This is a genomic window from Azospirillum sp. Marseille-Q6669, assembly GCF_965111635.1.
Map to the genome: position 1 here is coordinate 358,696 of NZ_CBCOOP010000005.1, position 18,864 is coordinate 377,559.

At 69.6% G+C, this 18,864-nt stretch carries 18 protein-coding genes; 11 read left to right on the top strand and 7 right to left on the bottom strand.

Features of this window, described 5'->3' with window-relative positions; translation table 11 throughout:
* Positions 1-3: 3 nt before the first annotated feature.
* A complete protein-coding gene (locus ACWPXE_RS27005; RefSeq protein ID WP_454020302.1) occupies positions 4-2,643 on the bottom strand; it encodes an ABC transporter transmembrane domain-containing protein in 2,640 nt (879 codons plus the stop codon).
* A 193-nt stretch (positions 2,644-2,836) separates the two neighbouring features.
* Between ACWPXE_RS27005 and ACWPXE_RS27010 the strand changes: the two genes are divergently transcribed.
* The 5 genes from ACWPXE_RS27010 (at position 2,837) to ACWPXE_RS27030 (ending at position 8,175) form a co-directional block, all read left to right on the top strand.
* The gene (locus tag ACWPXE_RS27010) at positions 2,837-4,069 is read left to right on the top strand and encodes a glycosyltransferase family protein (RefSeq protein WP_145623201.1); all 1,233 of its coding nucleotides are present in this window, start codon (positions 2,837-2,839) and stop codon (positions 4,067-4,069) included.
* Complete coding sequence (locus ACWPXE_RS27015; RefSeq protein ID WP_454020303.1) at positions 4,066-5,340, top strand: glycosyltransferase; 1,275 nt, start codon at positions 4,066-4,068, stop codon at positions 5,338-5,340. The genes ACWPXE_RS27010 and ACWPXE_RS27015 overlap by 4 nt, the downstream gene beginning before the upstream one ends.
* 41 nt (positions 5,341-5,381) lie before the next feature.
* Positions 5,382-6,362, top strand: a complete 981-nt coding sequence (locus tag ACWPXE_RS27020; protein WP_454020304.1) for a diguanylate cyclase — start codon at positions 5,382-5,384, stop codon at positions 6,360-6,362.
* 755 nt (positions 6,363-7,117) lie between these two features.
* Positions 7,118-7,594, top strand: a complete 477-nt coding sequence (locus tag ACWPXE_RS27025; RefSeq protein ID WP_454020539.1) for a glycosyltransferase — start codon at positions 7,118-7,120, stop codon at positions 7,592-7,594.
* On the top strand, positions 7,591-8,175 hold the full coding sequence (locus tag ACWPXE_RS27030) for a histidine phosphatase family protein (RefSeq protein ID WP_454020305.1): 585 nt from the start codon (positions 7,591-7,593) through the stop codon (positions 8,173-8,175). Before ACWPXE_RS27025 ends, ACWPXE_RS27030 begins: the two co-directional genes overlap by 4 nt.
* A 22-nt stretch (positions 8,176-8,197) precedes the next feature.
* On the opposite strand, the gene xth is transcribed toward ACWPXE_RS27030, so the two are convergent.
* The gene (gene xth, locus ACWPXE_RS27035; protein WP_454020306.1) at positions 8,198-8,992 is read right to left on the bottom strand and encodes an exodeoxyribonuclease III; all 795 of its coding nucleotides are present in this window, start codon (positions 8,990-8,992) and stop codon (positions 8,198-8,200) included.
* 25 nt (positions 8,993-9,017) lie between these two features.
* A complete protein-coding gene (locus ACWPXE_RS27040; RefSeq protein ID WP_454020307.1) occupies positions 9,018-9,701 on the bottom strand; it encodes a fumarylacetoacetate hydrolase family protein in 684 nt (227 codons plus the stop codon).
* Positions 9,702-10,098: 397 nt separating this feature from the next.
* On the opposite strand from ACWPXE_RS27040, the gene ACWPXE_RS27045 reads away from it, so the two are divergent.
* Positions 10,099-10,593 (top strand): MarR family winged helix-turn-helix transcriptional regulator, encoded by a 495-nt coding sequence (locus tag ACWPXE_RS27045; RefSeq protein ID WP_145676155.1) that lies wholly within the window; start codon positions 10,099-10,101, stop codon positions 10,591-10,593.
* Between the two features lie 88 nt (positions 10,594-10,681).
* Here ACWPXE_RS27045 and ACWPXE_RS27050 read toward each other — a convergent pair whose 3' ends face one another.
* Positions 10,682-11,443, bottom strand: a complete 762-nt coding sequence (locus tag ACWPXE_RS27050) for a gamma-glutamyl-gamma-aminobutyrate hydrolase family protein (protein WP_454020308.1) — start codon at positions 11,441-11,443, stop codon at positions 10,682-10,684.
* A 307-nt stretch (positions 11,444-11,750) separates the two neighbouring features.
* Between ACWPXE_RS27050 and speD the strand changes: the two genes are divergently transcribed.
* Together speD and speE are read left to right on the top strand one after the other, a co-directional pair.
* Positions 11,751-12,164 carry an adenosylmethionine decarboxylase gene (gene speD, locus ACWPXE_RS27055; RefSeq protein ID WP_236778146.1) on the top strand — a complete coding sequence of 138 codons (414 nt, stop codon included), beginning with the start codon at positions 11,751-11,753 and terminating at the stop codon, positions 12,162-12,164.
* Positions 12,161-13,021: a polyamine aminopropyltransferase gene (gene speE / locus ACWPXE_RS27060; RefSeq protein ID WP_454020309.1), complete on the top strand. Its 861-nt coding sequence runs from the start codon at positions 12,161-12,163 to the stop codon at positions 13,019-13,021. The genes speD and speE overlap by 4 nt, the downstream gene beginning before the upstream one ends.
* Before the next feature lie 3 nt (positions 13,022-13,024).
* Here the strand turns inward: speE and ACWPXE_RS27065 are convergent, their stop codons facing one another.
* The 3 genes from ACWPXE_RS27065 to ACWPXE_RS27075 all read right to left on the bottom strand — a co-directional run bounded on the left by ACWPXE_RS27065 (position 13,025) and on the right by ACWPXE_RS27075 (position 16,874).
* Positions 13,025-14,542, bottom strand: coding sequence for an alpha/beta hydrolase (locus ACWPXE_RS27065; RefSeq protein WP_454020310.1), 1,518 nt, complete (start codon positions 14,540-14,542; stop codon positions 13,025-13,027).
* Between the two features lie 156 nt (positions 14,543-14,698).
* On the bottom strand, positions 14,699-15,904 hold the full coding sequence (locus tag ACWPXE_RS27070; RefSeq protein ID WP_454020311.1) for an OpgC family protein: 1,206 nt from the start codon (positions 15,902-15,904) through the stop codon (positions 14,699-14,701).
* Positions 15,905-16,121: 217 nt separating this feature from the next.
* Positions 16,122-16,874 (bottom strand): SDR family NAD(P)-dependent oxidoreductase, encoded by a 753-nt coding sequence (locus ACWPXE_RS27075; protein WP_454020312.1) that lies wholly within the window; start codon positions 16,872-16,874, stop codon positions 16,122-16,124.
* A gap of 148 nt (positions 16,875-17,022) precedes the next feature.
* Between ACWPXE_RS27075 and ACWPXE_RS27080 the strand changes: the two genes are divergently transcribed.
* The 3 genes from ACWPXE_RS27080 to ACWPXE_RS27090 all read left to right on the top strand — a co-directional run bounded on the left by ACWPXE_RS27080 (position 17,023) and on the right by ACWPXE_RS27090 (position 18,807).
* Positions 17,023-17,709, top strand: a complete 687-nt coding sequence (locus ACWPXE_RS27080; RefSeq protein WP_454020313.1) for a TetR/AcrR family transcriptional regulator — start codon at positions 17,023-17,025, stop codon at positions 17,707-17,709.
* A gap of 116 nt (positions 17,710-17,825) precedes the next feature.
* Positions 17,826-18,026, top strand: coding sequence for a hypothetical protein (locus ACWPXE_RS27085; protein ID WP_454020314.1), 201 nt, complete (start codon positions 17,826-17,828; stop codon positions 18,024-18,026).
* Positions 18,027-18,420: 394 nt separating this feature from the next.
* Positions 18,421-18,807, top strand: a complete 387-nt coding sequence (locus ACWPXE_RS27090) for a MarR family winged helix-turn-helix transcriptional regulator (RefSeq protein ID WP_014238989.1) — start codon at positions 18,421-18,423, stop codon at positions 18,805-18,807.
* The last annotated feature ends 57 nt before the right edge of the window (positions 18,808-18,864 follow it).

The window sequence follows — 18,864 nt, forward strand, 5'->3', positions numbered from 1 at the left end:
GCCTTATTCGGCGGACACCAATTCATGCAACAACGTACCGGGCCTGTTCAACTCGTCGAAGCGCCCATGTTCGGCGATTCGCCCGTCCTTCATTACAATGACTCGCTCGAACGCCCGTGCCAAGCCGGCGCGGTGCAGAACCCACACAAGACCACATCCTTTGCGTTCCCCCATGATGGCCGAATGCACCTTGGTCTGGCTGCTGGTGTCCAGGCCGCTGGTCGCCTCGCTCAGCACCAGCAGGTCCGGCCGCTTCAGCAGGGCGCGGGCCAGCGCCGCCTTCTGGCGCTGCGCCGCGGACAGGCGCGACCCGGCGACCCCCACGGGATGGTCCAGCCCGACCTCGACGATGGTGTCGCGCAGGTGAAGCTGGTCCACCAGATCCGCCACGATGCGGCCCACCTTGGATTGCACCTGCGCCTGCCCGTAGACCATCTTGCCGAACAGGATGTTGTCCTGGATGCTGGCCGCGGCGTTGTAGGCCTCCGGGTCGAAGAAGGCGACGGCGTGCTTCAGGTCCGCCGGCAGGTCGCTGGCGAAGAGGTGCCGCGCCTGCAAGAGCTTCTTCTCCAGGTCCGGGGTCATCAGACCCAAACGGTGGCGGGCGCCGATCAGCTTGAAGGGCAGGGTCATCAGCCGCGTCCGCTCCTCGGGCCGCAGCGCGCCCAGCCCCTCCTTCGCGGTGCGCGCCAGGATGCCCTGATATTCCGGCAGCTCGGCGAAGCCGATGAAGGAGAAGCGCTCGAAGAACTCGTGGCCGGGCGGCAGGCCGGCGAACAGCTCGACCATGGTTTCCGCCACCTTGTGGCCGGTTTCCAGGATGGTGTCGGTCAGCCCCACCTTGTCCAGCACATGCAGCATGTAGGGGTTGGAGGCCAGCGCGTCGGTCTGGAAGATCGGGCCGACCGGCGTGCCGAACAGCAGATTTTCCGCCAGCGTGGCGTTCACGGTGTAGCGGTCGGGGTCGAAGCGCTCCACCAGCCGCCCCAGGTCCGGGTTGTTCAGCATCGTGGCGCGCATGGCGTCGCGCGCCTCCAGCACGCGGGCGGCCACGTCGGGGCGCCGCTCCGGGTCGACGGTGCGGTTGAGACCCATGCCGTACACATCGTCCTGAAGCGAGACCATCGTCACCACGCGCAGGATGCGGGCCTTCAGGTCCTCCGGCCCGTCGCAGCCGGCGGCGGCGTAGTCGATCCAGTCGGCGTCCACGTCGTCGGTGGCGTTGCCGGACAGCACCGACTCGGCCATCCGGCTCTTGCGCCGCTCCGCCGCTTCCTCACCGTCGCCGTTCTCACGCAGCGGCCGGTGGCGCAGCCCGTAGACGAGGTTGTCGTAGAGCGAGGCCGAGAACAGGTAGGGGGTGGCGCCGACATAGGCGGCGCGCCGCCCGGTCACGCTCTCGGGCAGCTCCGCATAGTCGCGCTCGCCCAGCCGGATCTGGCCCGACGAGGGCAGCAGCACGCGCGCGGCGAGCTGCGCCAGCTCGTCCCGCCCGGAGCCGACGCCGATCAGCGCAGTGTGGCCGTCCAGCGGGATGTCGCAGGTCACCCCCTCCAGGATGGGCGACCCGCCGTCCTCCCCGAACGCGACGTTGCGGAAGGACAGGCTGCCCTTGAACGGCACGTCCTCCTCCTCGCGCAGCAGGCGTTCGGCCAGCAGGTCGGGAACGTGGAACTGCTCCACCACCTGCTCGTACTTGATTCGGTTGTCCTCCTTCTGCTGGTACCAGTCGAGAAGCTCCTTCCAAGGAGCGGCCAAGTCCTTGTAGGCGGCCAGCACCGCGACCAGCGCGCCGAAGGACAGCTGACCATGGATCACCAGATAACCGCCGATCGAGTAGAAGAAGAACGGGGTCAGCTGGTTTATGAAATTGTTTAGAAATTTGACAAAAAACTTTCTTTGGTAAATCTCGAAACGGATGCGGTACACGTCGCCCAGACGGTGACTGAGATCGGCGAGATGCCAGGACGCGGTGTTGTGGGTGTGCACCTCCTGGATGCCGGACACCGTCTCGCCGATGCGGTCGGCGATCTGGCGCATGGCACGTACGCGCTGTTTGCCAAGCTGATTGACCTTGCGCTGCAGCCGTGGGATGAGCCAGCCTTGGAACGGGTACAGCGACACCGCCGCTGCCCCCAGAACCGGGTCCTGGACGAAGATGAAGGCGATGTAGACCAGCAGGGTGCCGCCCTGGAACACCGGGATGGCGATGGCGTCCCCGATGAAGCCGCCCAGCGGCTCCACCTCCGCCGTGATCATGGGGATGATCTCCCCGGGCGACATCTTGCGGAAGCGGGGCAGGGGGAAGCGCAGGACGCGAACGTACAGCTCGTACCGCAGGCGGCGCAGCATCCGCTCGCCCAGCCGGCCCTTGTAGGTGTTGATGACGTACTTGAACGCGCCGTTGACCAGCACCAAAGTCAGGAACAGTCCGCATAGGACGAACAGATAGCTGACCTGATCGAGATGGAAGCCTAGGAAGGACTCCGGCAGCTTCTTCCCGGCGATCGCCTCGTTGACGATCCTCTTCGGAAGGTCGAGCGAGGCGTAGAGGAAGGGAAAGGACGCCAGGGTCATCAGTGTCAGCACGATCTGCTGACGGACGCTGTGCCGAAGGATGAATCGGAAAATGCTGGATTCCATAGCGCCATTCTACGCAAGGGGACGCCGGTGCCGGGAGCAGGCAGAAACCTTACCCCCTCTGCCGCTTGGCCGCTGGGACTATGGTTTGCCTGCACGCGGTCTGCCGCCATTGTGACGGCGGCATGACGCACACCCGTTCATCGGCCAAGCCGCGGCCGGACACAAGAGGCCAATCGGGAGAGGTAGGAACTTCATGAGCGAACGTCCGACCTCGGGCCGCGTGCTCATCTACAGCCATGACACGTTCGGCCTCGGCCATCTGCGCCGCTGCCGGGCCATCGCCCATGCGCTGGTGGAACGCTACAGCAACCTGTCCGTGCTGATCCTGTCCGGCTCGCCCATCGTCGGCAGCTTCGACTTCCGCACGCGGGTGGATTTCGTGCGCATCCCCGGCGTCATCAAGCTGCGCAACGGCGAATACACGGCGCTGAACCTGCATCTGGACATCGACGAGATCCTGTCCATGCGGGCCTCGCTGATCCGCCACACGGCGGAGATCTACCAGCCCGACCTGTTCATCGTGGACAAGGAACCGCTCGGCCTGCGCGGCGAGGTGCGGGAGACGCTGGAGCTTCTGAAGGGCCGCGGCGTGCCGCTGGTGCTCGGCCTGCGCGACGTGATGGACGAGCCGGCCCTGCTCGCCCCGGAGTGGGAGCGCAAGAAGGTCCTGCCGGCGCTGGAAAACCTGTACGACGAGATCTGGGCCTACGGCCTGCCGCAGATCTGCGACCCGCTGGAGGGGATCGAGGTCCCGCAGTCGGTGCGCGACAAGATGGTCTACACCGGCTACCTGCACCGCACCGTGCCCCCGGCGGTCCCGCACGGTCCCGGCCTGCCGGACGAACCCTACATCCTGGTCACCCCCGGCGGCGGCGGCGACGGCGAGGCGCTGGTCGACTGGGTGCTGCGCGCCTACGAGAGCGATCCCGGCATCCCCTACCGCGCCGTGCTGGTGTTCGGCCCCTTCATGCAGCCGGACCTCCAGGCCGAGTTCCTGGCCCGGGCGGAAGCCCTGCCCAACGTCGAGGCCACCGCTTTCGAGGCGCGGATCGAGCGGCTGATGCAGGGGGCGGTGGGGGTGGTCGCCATGGGCGGCTACAACACTTTCTGCGAGATCCTGTCCTTCGACAAGAAGGCGCTGATCGTCCCGCGCGAGGTGCCGCGGCGCGAGCAGACCATCCGCGCCGCCCGCGCGCAGGAACTGGGTCTGGTCTCCGTCCTGATGGACGACGGGGTGCGCGACGCCGCGGCGATGGCGGCGGCGCTGCGCCGGCTGCCTTGGCAGGCGCCGCCCTCCTCGGTCGTGGTGCCGGGCCTGCTCGGTGGGTTGGAGAGCGTCAACCGCCTGTCGGCCCGCTATCTGCCGGAACCGTCCTCCGAACCCTGCGCTTCGGAGCGCCAACTGGCCGCCGGGGACGCGGCGTGACCGTTGCCGTCATCGTGAAGGGCTGGCCCCGCCTGTCGGAAACCTTCATCGCGCAGGAGATTTTGGGGCTGGAACGGCGGGGGTTGCGTCAACTGATCGTCAGCCTGCGTCAACCGACCGACAAGGCGGTGCACGAACTGAACCGCCGCGTCACCGCCCCGGTGACCTATCTGCCCGAATATCTGCACGACGCGCCCGCCCGCGTGCTGCGCGCGCTGGCCGCGGCGCGGCGGCGCCCCGGCTGGCCGGCGGCGCGGGCCGCCTGGCTGGCCGACCTGCGGCGCGACCCCAGCCGCAACCGCGCGCGCCGCTTCGGCCAGGCCTGCGTGCTGGCGGCGGAACTGCCAGCGGACGTCACTTGGCTGCACACCCATTTCCTGCACACCCCGGCCAGCGTCGCGCGCTACGCCGCGCTGCTGACCGGCCTGCCCTGGAGCTTTTCCGCCCACGCCAAGGACATCTGGACCTCGCCGGACTGGGACCTGCGGGACAAGCTGGCCGAGGCTCGCTGGGGCGTCACCTGCACCGCGCTCGGCCTCGCCCGCCTGCGCGAACTGGCGCCGGAGCCGGAGCGGGTGGACCTGCTCTACCACGGCCTGGACTTCAGCCGCTTCCCCGCCCCGCCGGACGCGCGCCCGGCGCGCGACGGGTCCGACCCCGCCGACCCGGTGCGGCTGCTGTCGGTCGGTCGGGCGGTGGAGAAGAAGGGCTTCGACCTGCTGCTCGACGCGCTGGCGCGCCTGCCCGCCGGGCTGCACTGGCGCTGGACCCACATCGGCGGCGGCGACCGGCTGTCCGCGCTGAAGGCGCAGGCGGCGGCGCTGGGGCTGGAGGGGCGGATCGACTGGCAGGGGGCGAAGGCCCAGGACGCGGTGATCGCCCAGTACCGCCGCGCCGACCTGTTCGTCCTGCCCTGCCGCACCGCGCGCGACGGCGACCGTGACGGGCTGCCCAACGTGCTGATGGAGGCGCAGAGCCAGGGGCTGGCCTGCCTGTCCACCCGCGCCGCCGCAGTGGCCGAGCTGATCGAGGATGGGGTCACCGGCACGCTGGTGGCCCCCGAGAACCCTGCCGCGCTGGCCGGTGCGCTCGAGTCGCTGCTTCGCGACCCGGCCCGCCGCGCGGCGCTGGCGGCGGCGGGTGCCGCGCGGGTACGCCGCGACTTCGGCAGCGATTCAGGCATCGATCGGCTTCACGATCGTTTCACAACCGGAAATAGCCAACAGTCCTTTATGCCGTTTGGGGGATGCTGTGCATTGCACGGCGGCTGATGACGGGATAGAGTGCGGCTTTGCTCCACCTTTGCGACGTCATGTCGACTCTGTCCGCCTTTCCCGAACCGGAAATCCTTTCCTTCATCGACTTCGACGACGACAGCGATGCCGTGGCCACCAGCCACGAGCTGTCGCTGACGCGCAGCAAGCTGGGCGACATGCTCGACCTGCTGCCCGCCGGGCTGTTGATCCATCAGGAAATGGGCATCGTCTTCGCCAACCAGGAGGCGGCGCGCATCCTGGGCCAGAGCGGCGACGCCCTGGTCGGGCGCCATTTCCTGGATTTCGTCGAGGAGTCGGGCATCGACGACCAGCGGGACGCCTTCCTGCGCTGCCTGCGCCAGCAGGAGCTGGTGCGGTGCCAGGACGGGGTGATGGTGTCCACCGACGGGCAGCGCACCTGCGTCCAGGTCAGCATGTCGCCCCTGCCCTGGGACGGCTTGCCGGTCATCTACGTGCTGATCAACGACGTGACGGCGCTGAAGGAGTCGGAGGAGCGGCTGCGCCGGCTCTCGATCACCGATTCGCTGACCGGCGTGTCCAACCGCCGCCATTTCGTCGAAGCGGCGGAGCAGGAGCTGGCCCGTGCCCGCCGCTACGGCCGGCCGGTCACCCTGCTGATGCTCGACCTGGACCATTTCAAGAGCATCAACGACAGCCGCGGCCACGCCGTGGGGGACGAGGCGTTGCGGACCTTCACCGCCGCCTGCCGCGCCCTGCTGCGGGAGAACGATCTGCTGGGCCGCACCGGCGGCGAGGAGTTCGCCATCCTGCTGCCGGAGACCGACATCGCCGGGGCGCGCATAGTGGCGGAGCGCATCCGCCGCCGCACGGCGGAACTGAAGGTCCCATCGGGAGTCGAGACCGTGCGTTTCACCGTGTCGATCGGCGTGGCCTGCTGCGCCGCCGGGACGCGCGACGTGGACGCCATGCTGTCCAGCGCGGACGAGGCGCTGTACCGCGCCAAGGCCGCCGGACGGAACCGGGTCGTCTGCGCGCGGGAACCGACCCCGTTCTGAGCGTTTTTTCCACCATGACACCGGGGCCGCGATGCGCATCGCCTTTTATGCCCCGCTGAAATCCCCGACCCACCCGGTGCCCTCGGGCGACCGGCGCATGGCCCGGCTGCTGATGGCCGCGCTGGAGGCGGCCGGGCACAGGGTGACGCTGGCCTGCACCTTGCGCAGCTGGGACGACGGACGCCGTCCGGGCCGGGCGGAGCGTCTGGCGGCGCTGGGCGCGCGCTGCGCCGACCGCCTGACGGCGCGTTGGCGGGACGACCCGCCGGATCTTTGGTTCACGTATCACCTGTATCACAAGGCGCCGGACTGGATCGGCCCGGCGGTCAGCCGCCGTTTCGGCATCCCCTATGTGGTGGCGGAGGCGTCCTTCGCGGCCAAGCGGGCCACCGGCCCCTTCGCCGCCGGCCACCGCGCCGCGGAGGCGGCGATCCGGCAAGCCGCCGCCGTCGTCAACCTTGCCGGCCACGACGCGGAGGGGGTGCTGCCGCTGCTCGAATCGCCGGACCGGCTGGTGCGGCTGCGGCCTTTCCTCGACACGCGCCCCTTCGCGGCCGCCGCTGCGGAGCGCGACCGGCACCGGGCGAAGCTGGCCGAGCGTTACGGCCTGAACCCGGACGTCCCGTGGCTGCTGGCCGTCGGCATGATCCCCCCCCCCCCCCCGGGGGGGGGGGGGCCCCCCCCCCCCCCCCCCCCCCCCCCCCCCCGCCGGGGGGGGGGGGGGGGGGGGGGGGGGGGCGAGTCCGCATCTGCTGATCGCCGGCGACGGTCCCGTGCGTTCCCGGATCGAGGCGCTGTTCGGGGGAGGCGCACTTACCCCCACCCCCACCCTCCCCCGCCGGGCGGGGGGGGGAGGCTTAATCCTCGGCCAGCAAAGCTCTTGCGATCTCACCGCGCTCTACGCCGCCGCTGACCTGATGGTCTGGCCGGCGGTGAACGAGGCCTACGGCATGGCCCTGCTGGAGGCCCAGGCCGCCGGGCTGCCGGTGGTGGCGGGGCGGACCGGGGGGGTGCCGGACGTGGTGCGCGACGGGGTGACCGGCCTGTTGCCGCCGGTGGGCGACGCGGAGGCCTTCGCCGCCGCCGTCCGGGTGCTGCTCGACGACCCGGGGAAACGCCGCCGTTTCGGCGAGGCCGCACGTCGCATCGCCGCTGCGGAGCACGATCTGAGCAATGCGATGGAGGTTCTGGACACCGTCGTCCGGCGCGCCGCGCGGAAAGGGAATCCATGACCGACCTCATCATCCTGCGCCACGGGCCGACCGCCTGGAACGCCGCGCACCGTCTCCAGGGCGGCATCGACGAGCCGCTGTCCGACGAGGGCCGCGCCCGAGTCGCCACTTGGAGGCTGCCGCCGGACGTTCTGGGCTACCGCTGGGTCGCCAGCCCGAAGCGGCGGGCCTGGGAGACCGCCCGGCTGCTCGGCCTCGACCCGGTGCCGGAACCGCGTCTGGTCGAGATGGGCTGGGGCGAGTGGGAAGGTCGCCTGCTGGAGGAACTGCGGTCGAGCGGCGCCCTGACCGCGGACCGCGAGCGGATGGGCCTCGACTTCCGGGCGCCCGGCGGGGAGAGCCCGCGCGACGTGCAGGCGCGGCTGATTCCCTGGCTGGCCGAGGTGGGCGCCGGAGGCGTGCCGACCGGGGCGGTGGCCCACAACGGAGTGATGCGGGCGCTCTACGCGCTGGCCACCGGCTGGGACATGGTTGGCAAGCCCGCCCACCGCCTGACCGACGGCTGCGCCCACCGTTTCCGGGTGGCGGAGGACGGGACGCCGTCGGTCGTGGCGATGAACGTGCCGCTGGCGGCGCGGTGACTCAGCGGATCATAAGTCCAGATCACACGGCGAGATCGACCATCACCGGCACATGGTCGGACGGCTTCGGCTCCCAGCCGCGGGCCTCGCGCAGGACGCGGTGGCCGGTCAGCGCGTCCTTCAGCGGCGGGGTGACCCAGATGTGGTCCAGCCGCCGGCCGCGGTCGGAGGCCGCCCAGTCCTTCGCGCGGTAGCTCCACCATGTGTAGAGCTTTTCCGTGGGCGGAACGAAATGGCGCAGCGCGTCGACCCAGCCGATGGACTCCTGCATCGCCGTCAGCTTCGCCACCTCCACCGGGGTGTGGGAGACGATCTTCAGAAGCTCCTTGTGGCTCCAGACGTCGTTCTCCAGCGGCGCGATGTTCAGGTCGCCGACCATGACCATGCGGCGGTCCGGGCTGCGCCGGGTCGTCCACCACTCGGTCATTTCGTCTACGAACTGAAGCTTGTGGGCGAACTTGTCGTTCTGTTCCGGGTCCGGAATGTCCCCGCCCGCCGGGATGTAGACGCTGTGCAGCTCGATCCCGCCGGGCAGTTCGGCGAAGACGTGGCGGCAGTCCTGCTTGCCGCACCAGTGCTGCACGTCGCGCGACGCGAAGGGCAGCTTCGACAGGATGGCGACGCCGTTGTAGCTCTTCATCCCGTGGATGTGAGCGTGGACGTAGCCCTTCCCGGCCAGCGGGGCCATCGGGAAGTCGGTGTCGACGACCTTGGTCTCCTGCAGGCAGATGACGTCCGGCTGCGCCTCGTCGATGAGGCGCAACAGCAGGTCCATCCGCATGCGGACGGAGTTGATGTTCCAGGTGGCGATGCGCATCGTCCGGTGATCCGTATTGCCGATGTCAGGCGATGGTGACGGCGATGGAGCCGACGCCTTCGACCGCGCCTTCCAGCCGGTCGCCGGCGACCACCGGGCCGACGCCCTCCGGCGTGCCGGTGTAGATCAGGTCGCCCGGCTGCAGCTCGACCAGACCCGACAGGTAGGAAATCGTTTCGGACACCGACCAGATCAGGTCGGCCAGATCGCCCTTCTGGCGCAGCTCTCCGTTGACCGACAGCGTCACCGACCCCTTGTCGGGGTGCCCGATGTCGGTGGCGCGGCGCAGAGTGCCGCAGGGGGCGGACTGGTCGAAGCCCTTGCCCATGTCCCAGGGCTTGCCTTCCTTCTTGGCCGCGTTCTGCAGGTCGCGGCGGGTCATGTCCAGCCCCACGCCATAGCCGTAGACATGGTCCAGCGCGCGCTCCACCGGGATGTCGCGCCCGCCGGTGCCGATGGCCACGACCAGCTCGATCTCATGGTGCAGGTTGGCGGTCCGGGGCGGGTAGGGGATGGCGGTGCCGTCGGCGACGATGGCGTCCGCGGGCTTCATGAAGAAGAACGGCGGCTCGCGGTCCGGATCGGCGCCCATCTCGCGCGCGTGGGCGGCGTAGTTGCGGCCGACGCAGTAGATGCGGCGGACCGGGAACGGATCGCCGCCGGCGACCGGAACGGTGGGCTGGGGCCACAGGGGAATGGCGTAGGCCATGGCGCGCCTTTCTTTCGGAGGGGTGCGGTTTGGGCAACCACCCTACCGGAAAGAGCACCAGAAAAAAGCCCCAGCCGTTGGGCCGGGGCTTTGGCGCGAAGACGCCCGGCCTGGGGGGGACCGGGCGTCGGAAGCTCCGTTTTCGGAACCCGTCTGCGGCAGGGGAATGAACCGTCGGCGGGCAACCGCGCCGGCATGCCTGTTTCCGGGGGGGCCGGGGTCAGGAGCGCGATCACTTCATAGGGCTAGAGGTGGAGCCGCTTCCGGGTGGAACCAATGCGTAACGGGAATGGGTGCTATGCATGCGAGGCGGATTGTGTGGTTCTTGCTGACAAAATCGGCACCTGCCTGCATTTTACACGACCAATAGACTAGTCAATAAACGACGGCTTTCACGTTGACCGACATCGACCGCCCCACCCCCTCGGACCGGCGCACCCGCCAGCGTCCGAGCAAGTCCGGAAAGATGGCCCTTGGCCCTCTGCCGGAGCTCGTCGGCTACAATCTGCGCAAGGCGCAGGTGGCCGTGTTCCAGAGCTTCCAGAACGCCGTGGCGCCCCACGACATGACGCCGGGGCAATTCGGCGTCCTGATCATGATCAAGGAGAACGAGGGCTTGTCGCAGTCCGACCTGGGCTCGGCGGTGGGCATCGACCGTTCGACCATGGTCGCGGTCATCGACCGGCTCGAGTCGCGCGGCCTGGTCATCCGGGCGCCCTCGCCCAACGACCGCCGCTCCTACGCGCTCCGCCTGTCCCCGGAAGGGGAGAAGCTGCTGGACGAGCTGATTCCGCGCATCCAGGCCCATGACAAGGCCATGGTGAAGGATCTCTCGGCCGAGGAGCAGGCGCAGCTCATCGACTTCCTCCGCCGCATCTCGCGGGCCGGCTGAAGCTGACGGGCTGAGAGTGGCGTGCCCAAATCCTGGGCACGCGGCACCCGCCGATTGTTGACCTAATCTATTGTCCTGAAATCATCTTTCAGGAAAGGCGCCGCCGCGCCCGATCGGCGGCGGCGCTTCCGAAGGCGCGCAGGATCGCCGCCGACAGCGGGTTCTCCCAGAACCGCCATTCCGGGTGCCACTGCACGGCCAGCGCGAAGGCCGGCGCCCCGGCCACCCGCACCGCCTCGACCAGCCCGTCCTCGGCCATCGCCTCGACGATCAGCCCGTCGGCCAGCCGGTCGATCCCCTGCCCGTGCAGGGAATTCACGGTGACCGCCGCCGCCCCGCCGGCCAGCCCTTCCAGCACGCCGCCGGGGGTCAGCCGGACGCTGTGCGACGGCCCGTACTGCACGGCCAGCGGCGCCTCCTTGTCCTCGCGGTGGTTGGCGTAGCCCGGCACCTCGTGCACCCGTTGGTGCAGCGTGCCGCCCAGCGCCACGTTCAGCTCCTGGAAGCCGCGGCAGATGCCCAGCAGCGGGACGCCCATCTCCAGAGCGGCGCGGATCAGCGGCAGGGTGGTGTCGTCGCGCTCCGGGTCGTGCAGGGTGCCCGGCTCGCTGGGCGACCCGCCGTAGCGGTGCGGCTCGACGTTCGACGGGCTTCCGGTGACCAGCAGCCCGTCGAGCCGTCCGGCCACCTCGTCCATGTCCAGCGCCGTCCCCAGCGCCGGGATCAGCAGCGGCATGCCGCCGGCCCCGTCCGACACCGCGCGCACATACTTGTCGCCGACGACGTGGAAGGGATGCTCGCCCATCATGCGGGTGCAGGCGGGAACGCCGATCAGCGGCTTGCGGTTCATGGCGGGGAGGACCTCCAGACAGGATTCCGGACCGCTCCGGAAGTCGGCGGACGGGCGATTATGCGCCGCCGCCGCGCGCCGCGCCAGAGGCCCGCCGCCAAGCACAAAGGGGATGCGGGGACAGAATTGTGTTGATTCGCATGCGAATTTGTCCCATATGCCCCCCTCCTCCGCGCCATCTGCGCGGAACATCTGCTGATGGGGGAGAACGATGGCGAAGACCGCTTCTCTCTTCCAATTGGGGATGGACTTGGGAAGCGATCCAAGGAAAGCCCAAACGGAAGGTCAAATCTCCAACCGGACCAACGTGACTTCTGGTCCCTGGAGGGAATCTCAAGACGACCGCAAGGACCATTTCATCGTCCGCGATGGCAAGGTCTGCGCCGGCACCCACCTGATCGTCGATCTGTGGGGTGCCGAACGTCTGGACGAGCTGGACCATGTCCGTTCCACGCTGATCGAGTCCGTGGAGGTGGCGGGGGCTACGCTCCTGCACATCCACCTGCATCATTTCACGCCGAACGGCGGCATTTCCGGCGTGGCGGTGCTCGCCGAGTCGCACATCAGCATCCACACCTGGCCGGAACGCGGCTACGCCGCGCTGGACATCTTCATGTGCGGCGACGCCCAGCCCATGAAGGCCATCCCGGTGCTGGAGCGCGCCTTCAAGCCCACGGGCGTGAAGTGCGACGAGTTGCTGCGCGGCGAAACCGGGTCATGAGCGACTCCGGCTCCGGCTGGTACGACGAGACGTTGCATACGGATGTGGCCCAGCGCCTGCGCATGGGCCGCGTCCTGCACCGCGACCGCACCGGCCTCCAGGACTTGGTGATCTTCGAGAACCCGGTGCTGGGCCGCGTGATGGCGCTCGACGGCGTCGTCCAGACCACCGAAGGCGACGAGTTCGTCTATCACGAGATGCTGACCCATGTGCCGATCCTGGCGCATGGGCGCGTCCGCCGCGTGTTGATCGTCGGCGGCGGCGACGGCGGCATGCTGCGCCGCTGCCTGGAGCACAGGGCGGTGGAGCGGGTGACGATGGTGGAGATCGACCGTTCCGTGGTCGATCTGTCCATCGCCCATCTGCCGTCGATCAGCGCCGGGGCCTTCGACGACCCGCGCGCCGATCTGGTGATCGCCGACGGTTGCGCCTTCGTCAAGGAGACCACGGAGCGGTTCGACGTCGTCATCGTCGATTCCACCGACCCCCACGGGCCGGGCGCCGTCCTCTTCACCGAGGAGTTCTACGCCGACTGCAAGGCGCGGCTGACCCCCGGCGGTGTGCTGGTCACCCAGAACGGCGTGCCGTTCCTCCAGCCGGGCGAGCTGAAGGACAGTCACCGGCGGCTCGGCCGGCTGTTCGGCGATGCCGGCTTCTTCGTGGCGCCGGTGCCCAGCTATTATGGTGGCTTCATGGCCTTCGGCTGGGCCACCGACGACGCGGCGCTGCGCCGCCAGACGGCGGAGGCGATCCGCCCGCGCTTCGCGGCGGCGGGGCTGACCACCCGCTACTACACGCCCGACATCCACATCGCCAGCTTCGCCCTTCCGGCCTTCATGCTGGACGCGCTGAAGTAGGGCTTACGGCGGCTGGAACCCCGGTGGCTTGGCCGCCGCCGGGCAGGCGTTGGCGGGCAGGGTTTCCGAATCCACGAACTGTGCGGCGACGGACACGGCGCAGTCGTCCGACGCCGTGACCAGATGCCCGGCGCTGCGGAAGACCAGATGCCGGCTTTTCGGCAGGGTCGCCGCGGCGCGCTCCGCCCATTCCGGTGGGGTCAGCGGGTCGTAAGCGCCGGACAGCAGGAGCACCGGCACCGGGCTGGCCACCGGCAGCCGTTCCGACGCCTCCTGCGCGGCGGCGGGCCATTGGGCGCAGACGCGTCGGCCGGGATCGTCGGCGGTGACGGCGCCGTAGGGGGCGAAGCGGCGGGCGGTGTCGGCCAGCCGCAGCGGGTCGGCGGGGTTCACCGTCTCCCGGCATTCGATGGAGAAGGCCATGCCCTCCGCCGAGTCGGGGTCGCCCAGCCAGGGGGCGGGCACCCAGTCGGACAGGCGGTCGTACCGCCCCCGCCACGCCCGTTCGATCAGGGCGGGCAGGCGGGGCACGCTCTCGCCCTCGGCCATCGCCTCCAGCAGGGCCGATAGGGCGGCGCCGCTGTCCAGCCGCGCCCAGCGCGGAATCTCCGGATCGCCCACCGGCACGTCCACCGGGGCCTTGCCCAGCCGTTCCACCAGCTCCAGCAGATGGCGCTCCAAGTCCGGATAGGCGGCGCGGCACACGCGGTTGGCCGCGCAATCGTCGAACAGCCGCTTGAACGCCCGGTGCGCCAGCCAGGGCGCCTCCTCCGTCGCGTTGACGTCCGGCGGGTAGATGGAATCGAGCACCGCCGTGCGCACCCGCCCGCCGTGGCGCCGCAGGATCTCCAGCCCCACCCGCGTGCCGTAGGACACGGCGAACAGGTTGACCCGCTGCGCGCCCAGCGCCGCGGCGACGTCCATGGCGTCGTCGGCGGCGATGGGGGTGGTGAACATGGCGCCGTCCAGTCCGGCGGCGGTGAAGCGGTCGCGGCAAGCGGCGATGGCGGTGCGCTCCAGCGCGGCGCGGCGGTCCCGCGACACCGGGCGCAGGCGGGGCGAGGCGCCCAGCACGTCCAGCTCCGGGCAGTCGGTGTCCGGCTCCGCTCGTCCGGCGCCGCGCGGGTCGAACAGCACGACGTGGCGCGACCGGCGGAAGCCGGCGGTCAGCGACCACCACACCTCCATCCGCTCTTCCACCGCCTCGCCGCTGCCGAAGGGGGAGGCGCCGGGGCCGCCCTCCAGAAACAGGACCGGGTCGGGGGACGGCTGCTTGGCGGTGGACAGCAGGACGACGACCGGCAGACGGAAGGCCCGCGTCGCCGGACGGTCGCGCCGGTCGGGCACGCCGACGGTCCCGCACAGCGCGGCCTCACCCTCCGGCACGGAGAACCAGCAGGGGCCGGGCACGAAGCGGGGGTCGGCCTTGGCCGGCGCCGGAGCAAGCGCGGGCGCCAGCGCCACCGCCAGCAGGGCGGCGGAGAGAGTCCCCAACCACCGATGATGGGCGCGTCTCGTCACGCGGGTCGATCGTCCTCAGCAGCGAAAGGGCGGGCGGGGATCGGCCGGGCGATGGCCCATCCACCGGTCCCACCACTTTTGATGCTTTCTCTTTGACCCAGCGGGGCGGGCTTGTCCAGGACAAGAGGAATTCCGTCCGTCCAGGCCCCGGCGCGTTCAGCCCCGGGACGGGCCCATCCGGACGGCGCCTCGCTCCGCCGGCTTGGCGCGGCTCCGCTCCCGCCACAGGGCGGGGATGGCGAGGCTGGCGACGCTGGCGAGCAGCAGGACCGCCTTGGTGAGCTGGTTGAAGGGGCCGCCGAACAGGTCGATCAGCAGGATCGCGTAGGCGACCAGGACGTGGAACAGGTAGACCTGCAGCGAGTGCCGTCCCAGCAGCCGGAGGAAGGGCAGGTTGAACAGCGCGGTGAGCAGCCGGGCGGTGCCGGCGGCGACCGGGTGGGACGACCGCGGCCCGGCGATGAGCAGCCAGGACACGGCATAGGCCAGCGCCGCGAAATTCGCGAGGTAGACGAGGCTGAACTCGGTGCGGTCGACGTAGCGCAGGAAACGCTCGCCGACGATCGGGCTGACCAGCTCATGGACGAAGGACAGGTGCCAGGCCGCGCAGACCACCACGGTGACCAGCGCCGGAACCAGCCAGGGCGGCCGCTCGACCGGGAACCAGCGGTCGGTGTCGAAGCGGCCCCGCTGCACGGCGCTGCCGATCAGCAGCCCGGCGACGTAGAGCACCTGCCAGGCGAGCGGGTTGAACGGCCCGCGCACCGCCAGCCCGTCGCTGAGCCGCCCCAGGCCAGCGTCGAGAGCGGTCAGCACCGGCACATGCAGGCCCATCTGCACGGCGGCCCACAGCGCGGCGCTGCCCAGCGCGACCTTGCGGGCGTGGCCGTCGAGGATCAGGCGGAGCAGCAGCGGCGTCGCCGCGAGGTAGAGGATGTACTGGATCAGCAGATCCGTGAAGGTCGGGGAATGCAGAAGGAGCGCGCTCGCCAGCAGGGTGCCGGGCTCCAGCCAAGCCAGATGCCCGAGGAAGCCGCCCAGCGGCTCCCGCGCGCCGGGGACCAGCACCACCATGGCGGTGACCAGAGCGATCACCAGCATGGTCGAGACGTACAGCTCGCGGGCGCGGGCGAACAGGCGCCGCCGGGCCGCCTCGGGTGAACGCTGGGTCCAGACGCGGGTGTAGTACATCCCGGCGACGATGCCCGACAGCAGAACGAAGCCCTGGGCGTCCTGCACATAGCCGAGTTCGGCGTGGTTGACCTTGGCGAGCAGCACGCCGCCGGCCAGCACCACATGGTTCACCATCATGAAGACGAGGAAATACCCCCGCAACCCGTCGAGCGTCGCGGAGCGGCTCATTGGGCAACGCTCCGCCGCGGCGGCCGGGTTGTGGGGGAAACGGCCGTTTTCATCGGTGCGTGGCGCATCTGTCGCGTCTCCGTCGCTGGTGTGGGCGCTCCTCGGGTCGCCCCATATTCGGCGTTAACGGATCGTTAATCCTTGGCCGAAGCCGTCCGGGAGAGCCTTTTCGAACAAAGGCTTCCCCGAACCGGTTCCAGCATCGGGTGTTCAGGCCTCAGGCGTTCAGGCCGCCGTCCACCGTCAGGGTGGCCCCGGAAATCTGGCGGGCCGCCGGGCTGGCCAGGAAGGCCACCGCCGCCGCCACATCCTCCGGCTGGCCGTAACGGCCGAGCGGCGTCTGCGAGCGCAGGATTTCGGCATGGGCGCCGTCGGCGGGATTCATGTCGGTGTCGGTCGCCCCCGGCTGGACCAGATTGACCGTGATGTCGCGCGGGCCGAGTTCGCGGGCGAGGCCGTGCGTCAGGGCGACCTGCGCCGACTTGGTCATCGAATAGACGGTGACGCCCGGGGCGGTGATGCGGTCGGCGAGGCACGACCCGATGAAGACGATGCGCCCCCCGTCCTTGAGATGCGGGATGGCCGCCTGCGCCACGAGCACCGCCGCGCGCACGTTGACGTTCAGAAGCGCGTCGATGTCGGCGAGGCTCATCTCCGCGACCATGCCCTGGCGGGCGATGCCGGCGTTGTTGACCAGGATGTCGAGGCCGCCGAGCGCTTCCACCGTCCGGCCGACCAGGGTCGCCATGGCCGCCGGATCGGCGCTGTCGGCCTGGATGGCGACCGCGCGCCGGCCCTTTGCCTCAATCGCCCGGACGACCTCGGCGGCGCGCTCGGCCGACCGCTCGTAGGAAATCGCCACATCCGCGCCCTTGTCGGCGAGCGCCAGCGCGATGGCGGCGCCGATGCCCCGCGAACCGCCCGTCACCAGCGCGCGCTTGCCAACCAACTCACCACTCGGCTCAACCATGTTCCGGACTTTCTGTATCGTTCGATACAAAAATAGCTAGAGGCGTTCGGCGCCGCGGTCAATGTTTTTTGTATTGATCGACACAGAAATAGAACGCCGCTGTCCGAGGTCATTGCCCCCACGCGTCGGCGGGATTAAATAGTGATCGATGCAGAAATCACGCCCGACCCCGCCCACCGACGACAGGACCGTCCAGACGGACGGCACGCCACCCGCCCGCGGGCGCGGCCGGCCGCGCGCCTTCGACCGCGAGGCCGCCCTGACTCAGGCGACCCGCCTGTTCTGGACCAAGGGCTACGAGGCGACCTCCATCGCCGACCTGACGGAGGCCATGGGGATCGGCTCGCCCAGTCTCTACGCCGCCTTCGGCTCCAAGGAGGCGCTCTACGTCGAGGCGGTGAACCATTACCGCAAAAGCTACGAGGGGCTGGTCTGGGGGCGCTTCTTCACCGCCGGCACGGCGCGCGAGGCGGTCATGGGCCTGCTGATGGACTCGGCCGCGGCGCTCACCGGCTGCCGCGGCGACATCCCGCGCGGCTGCATGGTGACGCTGTCGGCGGTCGGCAGCGAGGGGCACGCCGAACTGGGCGAGGTGGTGCGATCGGCGCGCGCCTCGGCGGTCGATATCCTGACGGAGCGTATGGCGCGGGCCGTGGCCGAGGGCGAGATTCCGGCCTCGGTCGATCTCCACGCGCTCGCCCGTTTCGTGCAGACGGTGCAGGCCGGCATGTCGATCCTCGCCCGCGACGGCGCGGAGCGCGCCGAGCTGGAGGCCGTGGCCGAGGTCGCGATGCTGGGCTGGGACGCCCGCGTCGGCGGCCACCCGGCCACCTGAGATTTCGGGGAAGCGTCCCCTGTCATCCAACCGCTTGGTCCGGCACGCGGAAATCGGGCTTGACGGAAATCATCCGATAGCGGATTAATTGCTCCTCTGCACCAAGGAGAGGAGTCATGCAAACCTTGTGGAACGCCCTGCTGCGGCAGTGGCTGGACCGCGACGGCGACGATGCCGGCGTGGAGACGCTGAGCGCCCATCTGCGGCGCGACATCGGGCTGGACGGAAGCGAAGCGGGCTATATCCCGGCCCAACATATCCGGGAACGGAACCTTTCGGATGCCCGGTCATTTTTGACGTTGCAAGCGTATCGCTGACAGGCGATACCCGATCCTGCGGTTTCCCTTCGGGGCCGCGCCTTCCTTCAACCCCTGCCTTTCTTCAACCCACGGAGACGACGATGAAAGCCATCGTACCCACCACCCCGAATCGCCGACAGGGCGATTGGTCCGCCCATACCACCCAGCGAGCTAACGGCTCCCTTCTTCAACCCAGCGCATTGGAACGCGAATTCCGGATATCGAGAGGAAGCCATGTGTGTCTTTTTGGGGTTTTGCGGTCGTTCGGTCTTCGTTGAGCACGCCCATTGGGCCTCTCCGGATCGTTTTTTCGACGCCCGGCGGGATAACGGGGAATTCGTGATATGGCTTGGACGCCTGAACATCATCTACACACCGGCCCGATGGGGTCCTCGCTCGGGGAGGGTCGCTGATGCCGGCCCACGTTCGCCCTGACGAGGTGACCACCGTCGTCCATGTGCTCGAGGCGTTTCGCAAGCTCGATCCCGACCTGCCGATCCAGTATGCGCTGTCCTTCATGACGATCGCGCAGAACGAAGGGATTTCCATCGGCGAGCTTGCGGAACGCCTGGGCATCGCCCAATCCTCCGCGTCGCGCAACGTCGCGGCGCTCAGCCGCTGGCACAGCTTCGGGAAGGCCGGACTCGACCTCGTCCAGGCCCAGGAAGACCCGCGCGAACGCCGCCGCAAGATCGTCACGCTCACCGACACCGGCCGCGCCTTCCTTGAGGAGCTGCGCGCCATCGTGAAGCCGGCGGTCCACACCCCGTCCGAACCGCGCCGCGCCCGTTCGGCCTGAGTCCACCTGCCCATCCGTTGTGTTCGGTCCGCAGCGCTTGACCGGGGTGGTCCATCC

What these genes read in the sequence shown, in the direction of transcription:
- ACWPXE_RS27005 (WP_454020302.1), bottom strand. Translation starts at nt 2,643, where the DNA reads ATGGAATCCAGCATTTTCCGATTCATCCTTCGGCACAGCGTCCGTCAG.
- ACWPXE_RS27010 (WP_145623201.1), top strand. Translation starts at nt 2,837, where the DNA reads ATGAGCGAACGTCCGACCTCGGGCCGCGTGCTCATCTACAGCCATGAC.
- ACWPXE_RS27020 (WP_454020304.1), top strand. Translation starts at nt 5,382, where the DNA reads ATGTCGACTCTGTCCGCCTTTCCCGAACCGGAAATCCTTTCCTTCATC.
- ACWPXE_RS27030 (WP_454020305.1), top strand. Translation starts at nt 7,591, where the DNA reads ATGACCGACCTCATCATCCTGCGCCACGGGCCGACCGCCTGGAACGCC.
- xth (WP_454020306.1), bottom strand. Translation starts at nt 8,992, where the DNA reads ATGCGCATCGCCACCTGGAACATCAACTCCGTCCGCATGCGGATGGAC.
- ACWPXE_RS27040 (WP_454020307.1), bottom strand. Translation starts at nt 9,701, where the DNA reads ATGGCCTACGCCATTCCCCTGTGGCCCCAGCCCACCGTTCCGGTCGCC.
- ACWPXE_RS27050 (WP_454020308.1), bottom strand. Translation starts at nt 11,443, where the DNA reads ATGAACCGCAAGCCGCTGATCGGCGTTCCCGCCTGCACCCGCATGATG.
- speE (WP_454020309.1), top strand. Translation starts at nt 12,161, where the DNA reads ATGAGCGACTCCGGCTCCGGCTGGTACGACGAGACGTTGCATACGGAT.
- ACWPXE_RS27070 (WP_454020311.1), bottom strand. Translation starts at nt 15,904, where the DNA reads ATGAGCCGCTCCGCGACGCTCGACGGGTTGCGGGGGTATTTCCTCGTC.
- ACWPXE_RS27075 (WP_454020312.1), bottom strand. Translation starts at nt 16,874, where the DNA reads ATGGTTGAGCCGAGTGGTGAGTTGGTTGGCAAGCGCGCGCTGGTGACG.
- ACWPXE_RS27080 (WP_454020313.1), top strand. Translation starts at nt 17,023, where the DNA reads ATGCAGAAATCACGCCCGACCCCGCCCACCGACGACAGGACCGTCCAG.
- ACWPXE_RS27085 (WP_454020314.1), top strand. Translation starts at nt 17,826, where the DNA reads ATGCAAACCTTGTGGAACGCCCTGCTGCGGCAGTGGCTGGACCGCGAC.
- ACWPXE_RS27090 (WP_014238989.1), top strand. Translation starts at nt 18,421, where the DNA reads ATGCCGGCCCACGTTCGCCCTGACGAGGTGACCACCGTCGTCCATGTG.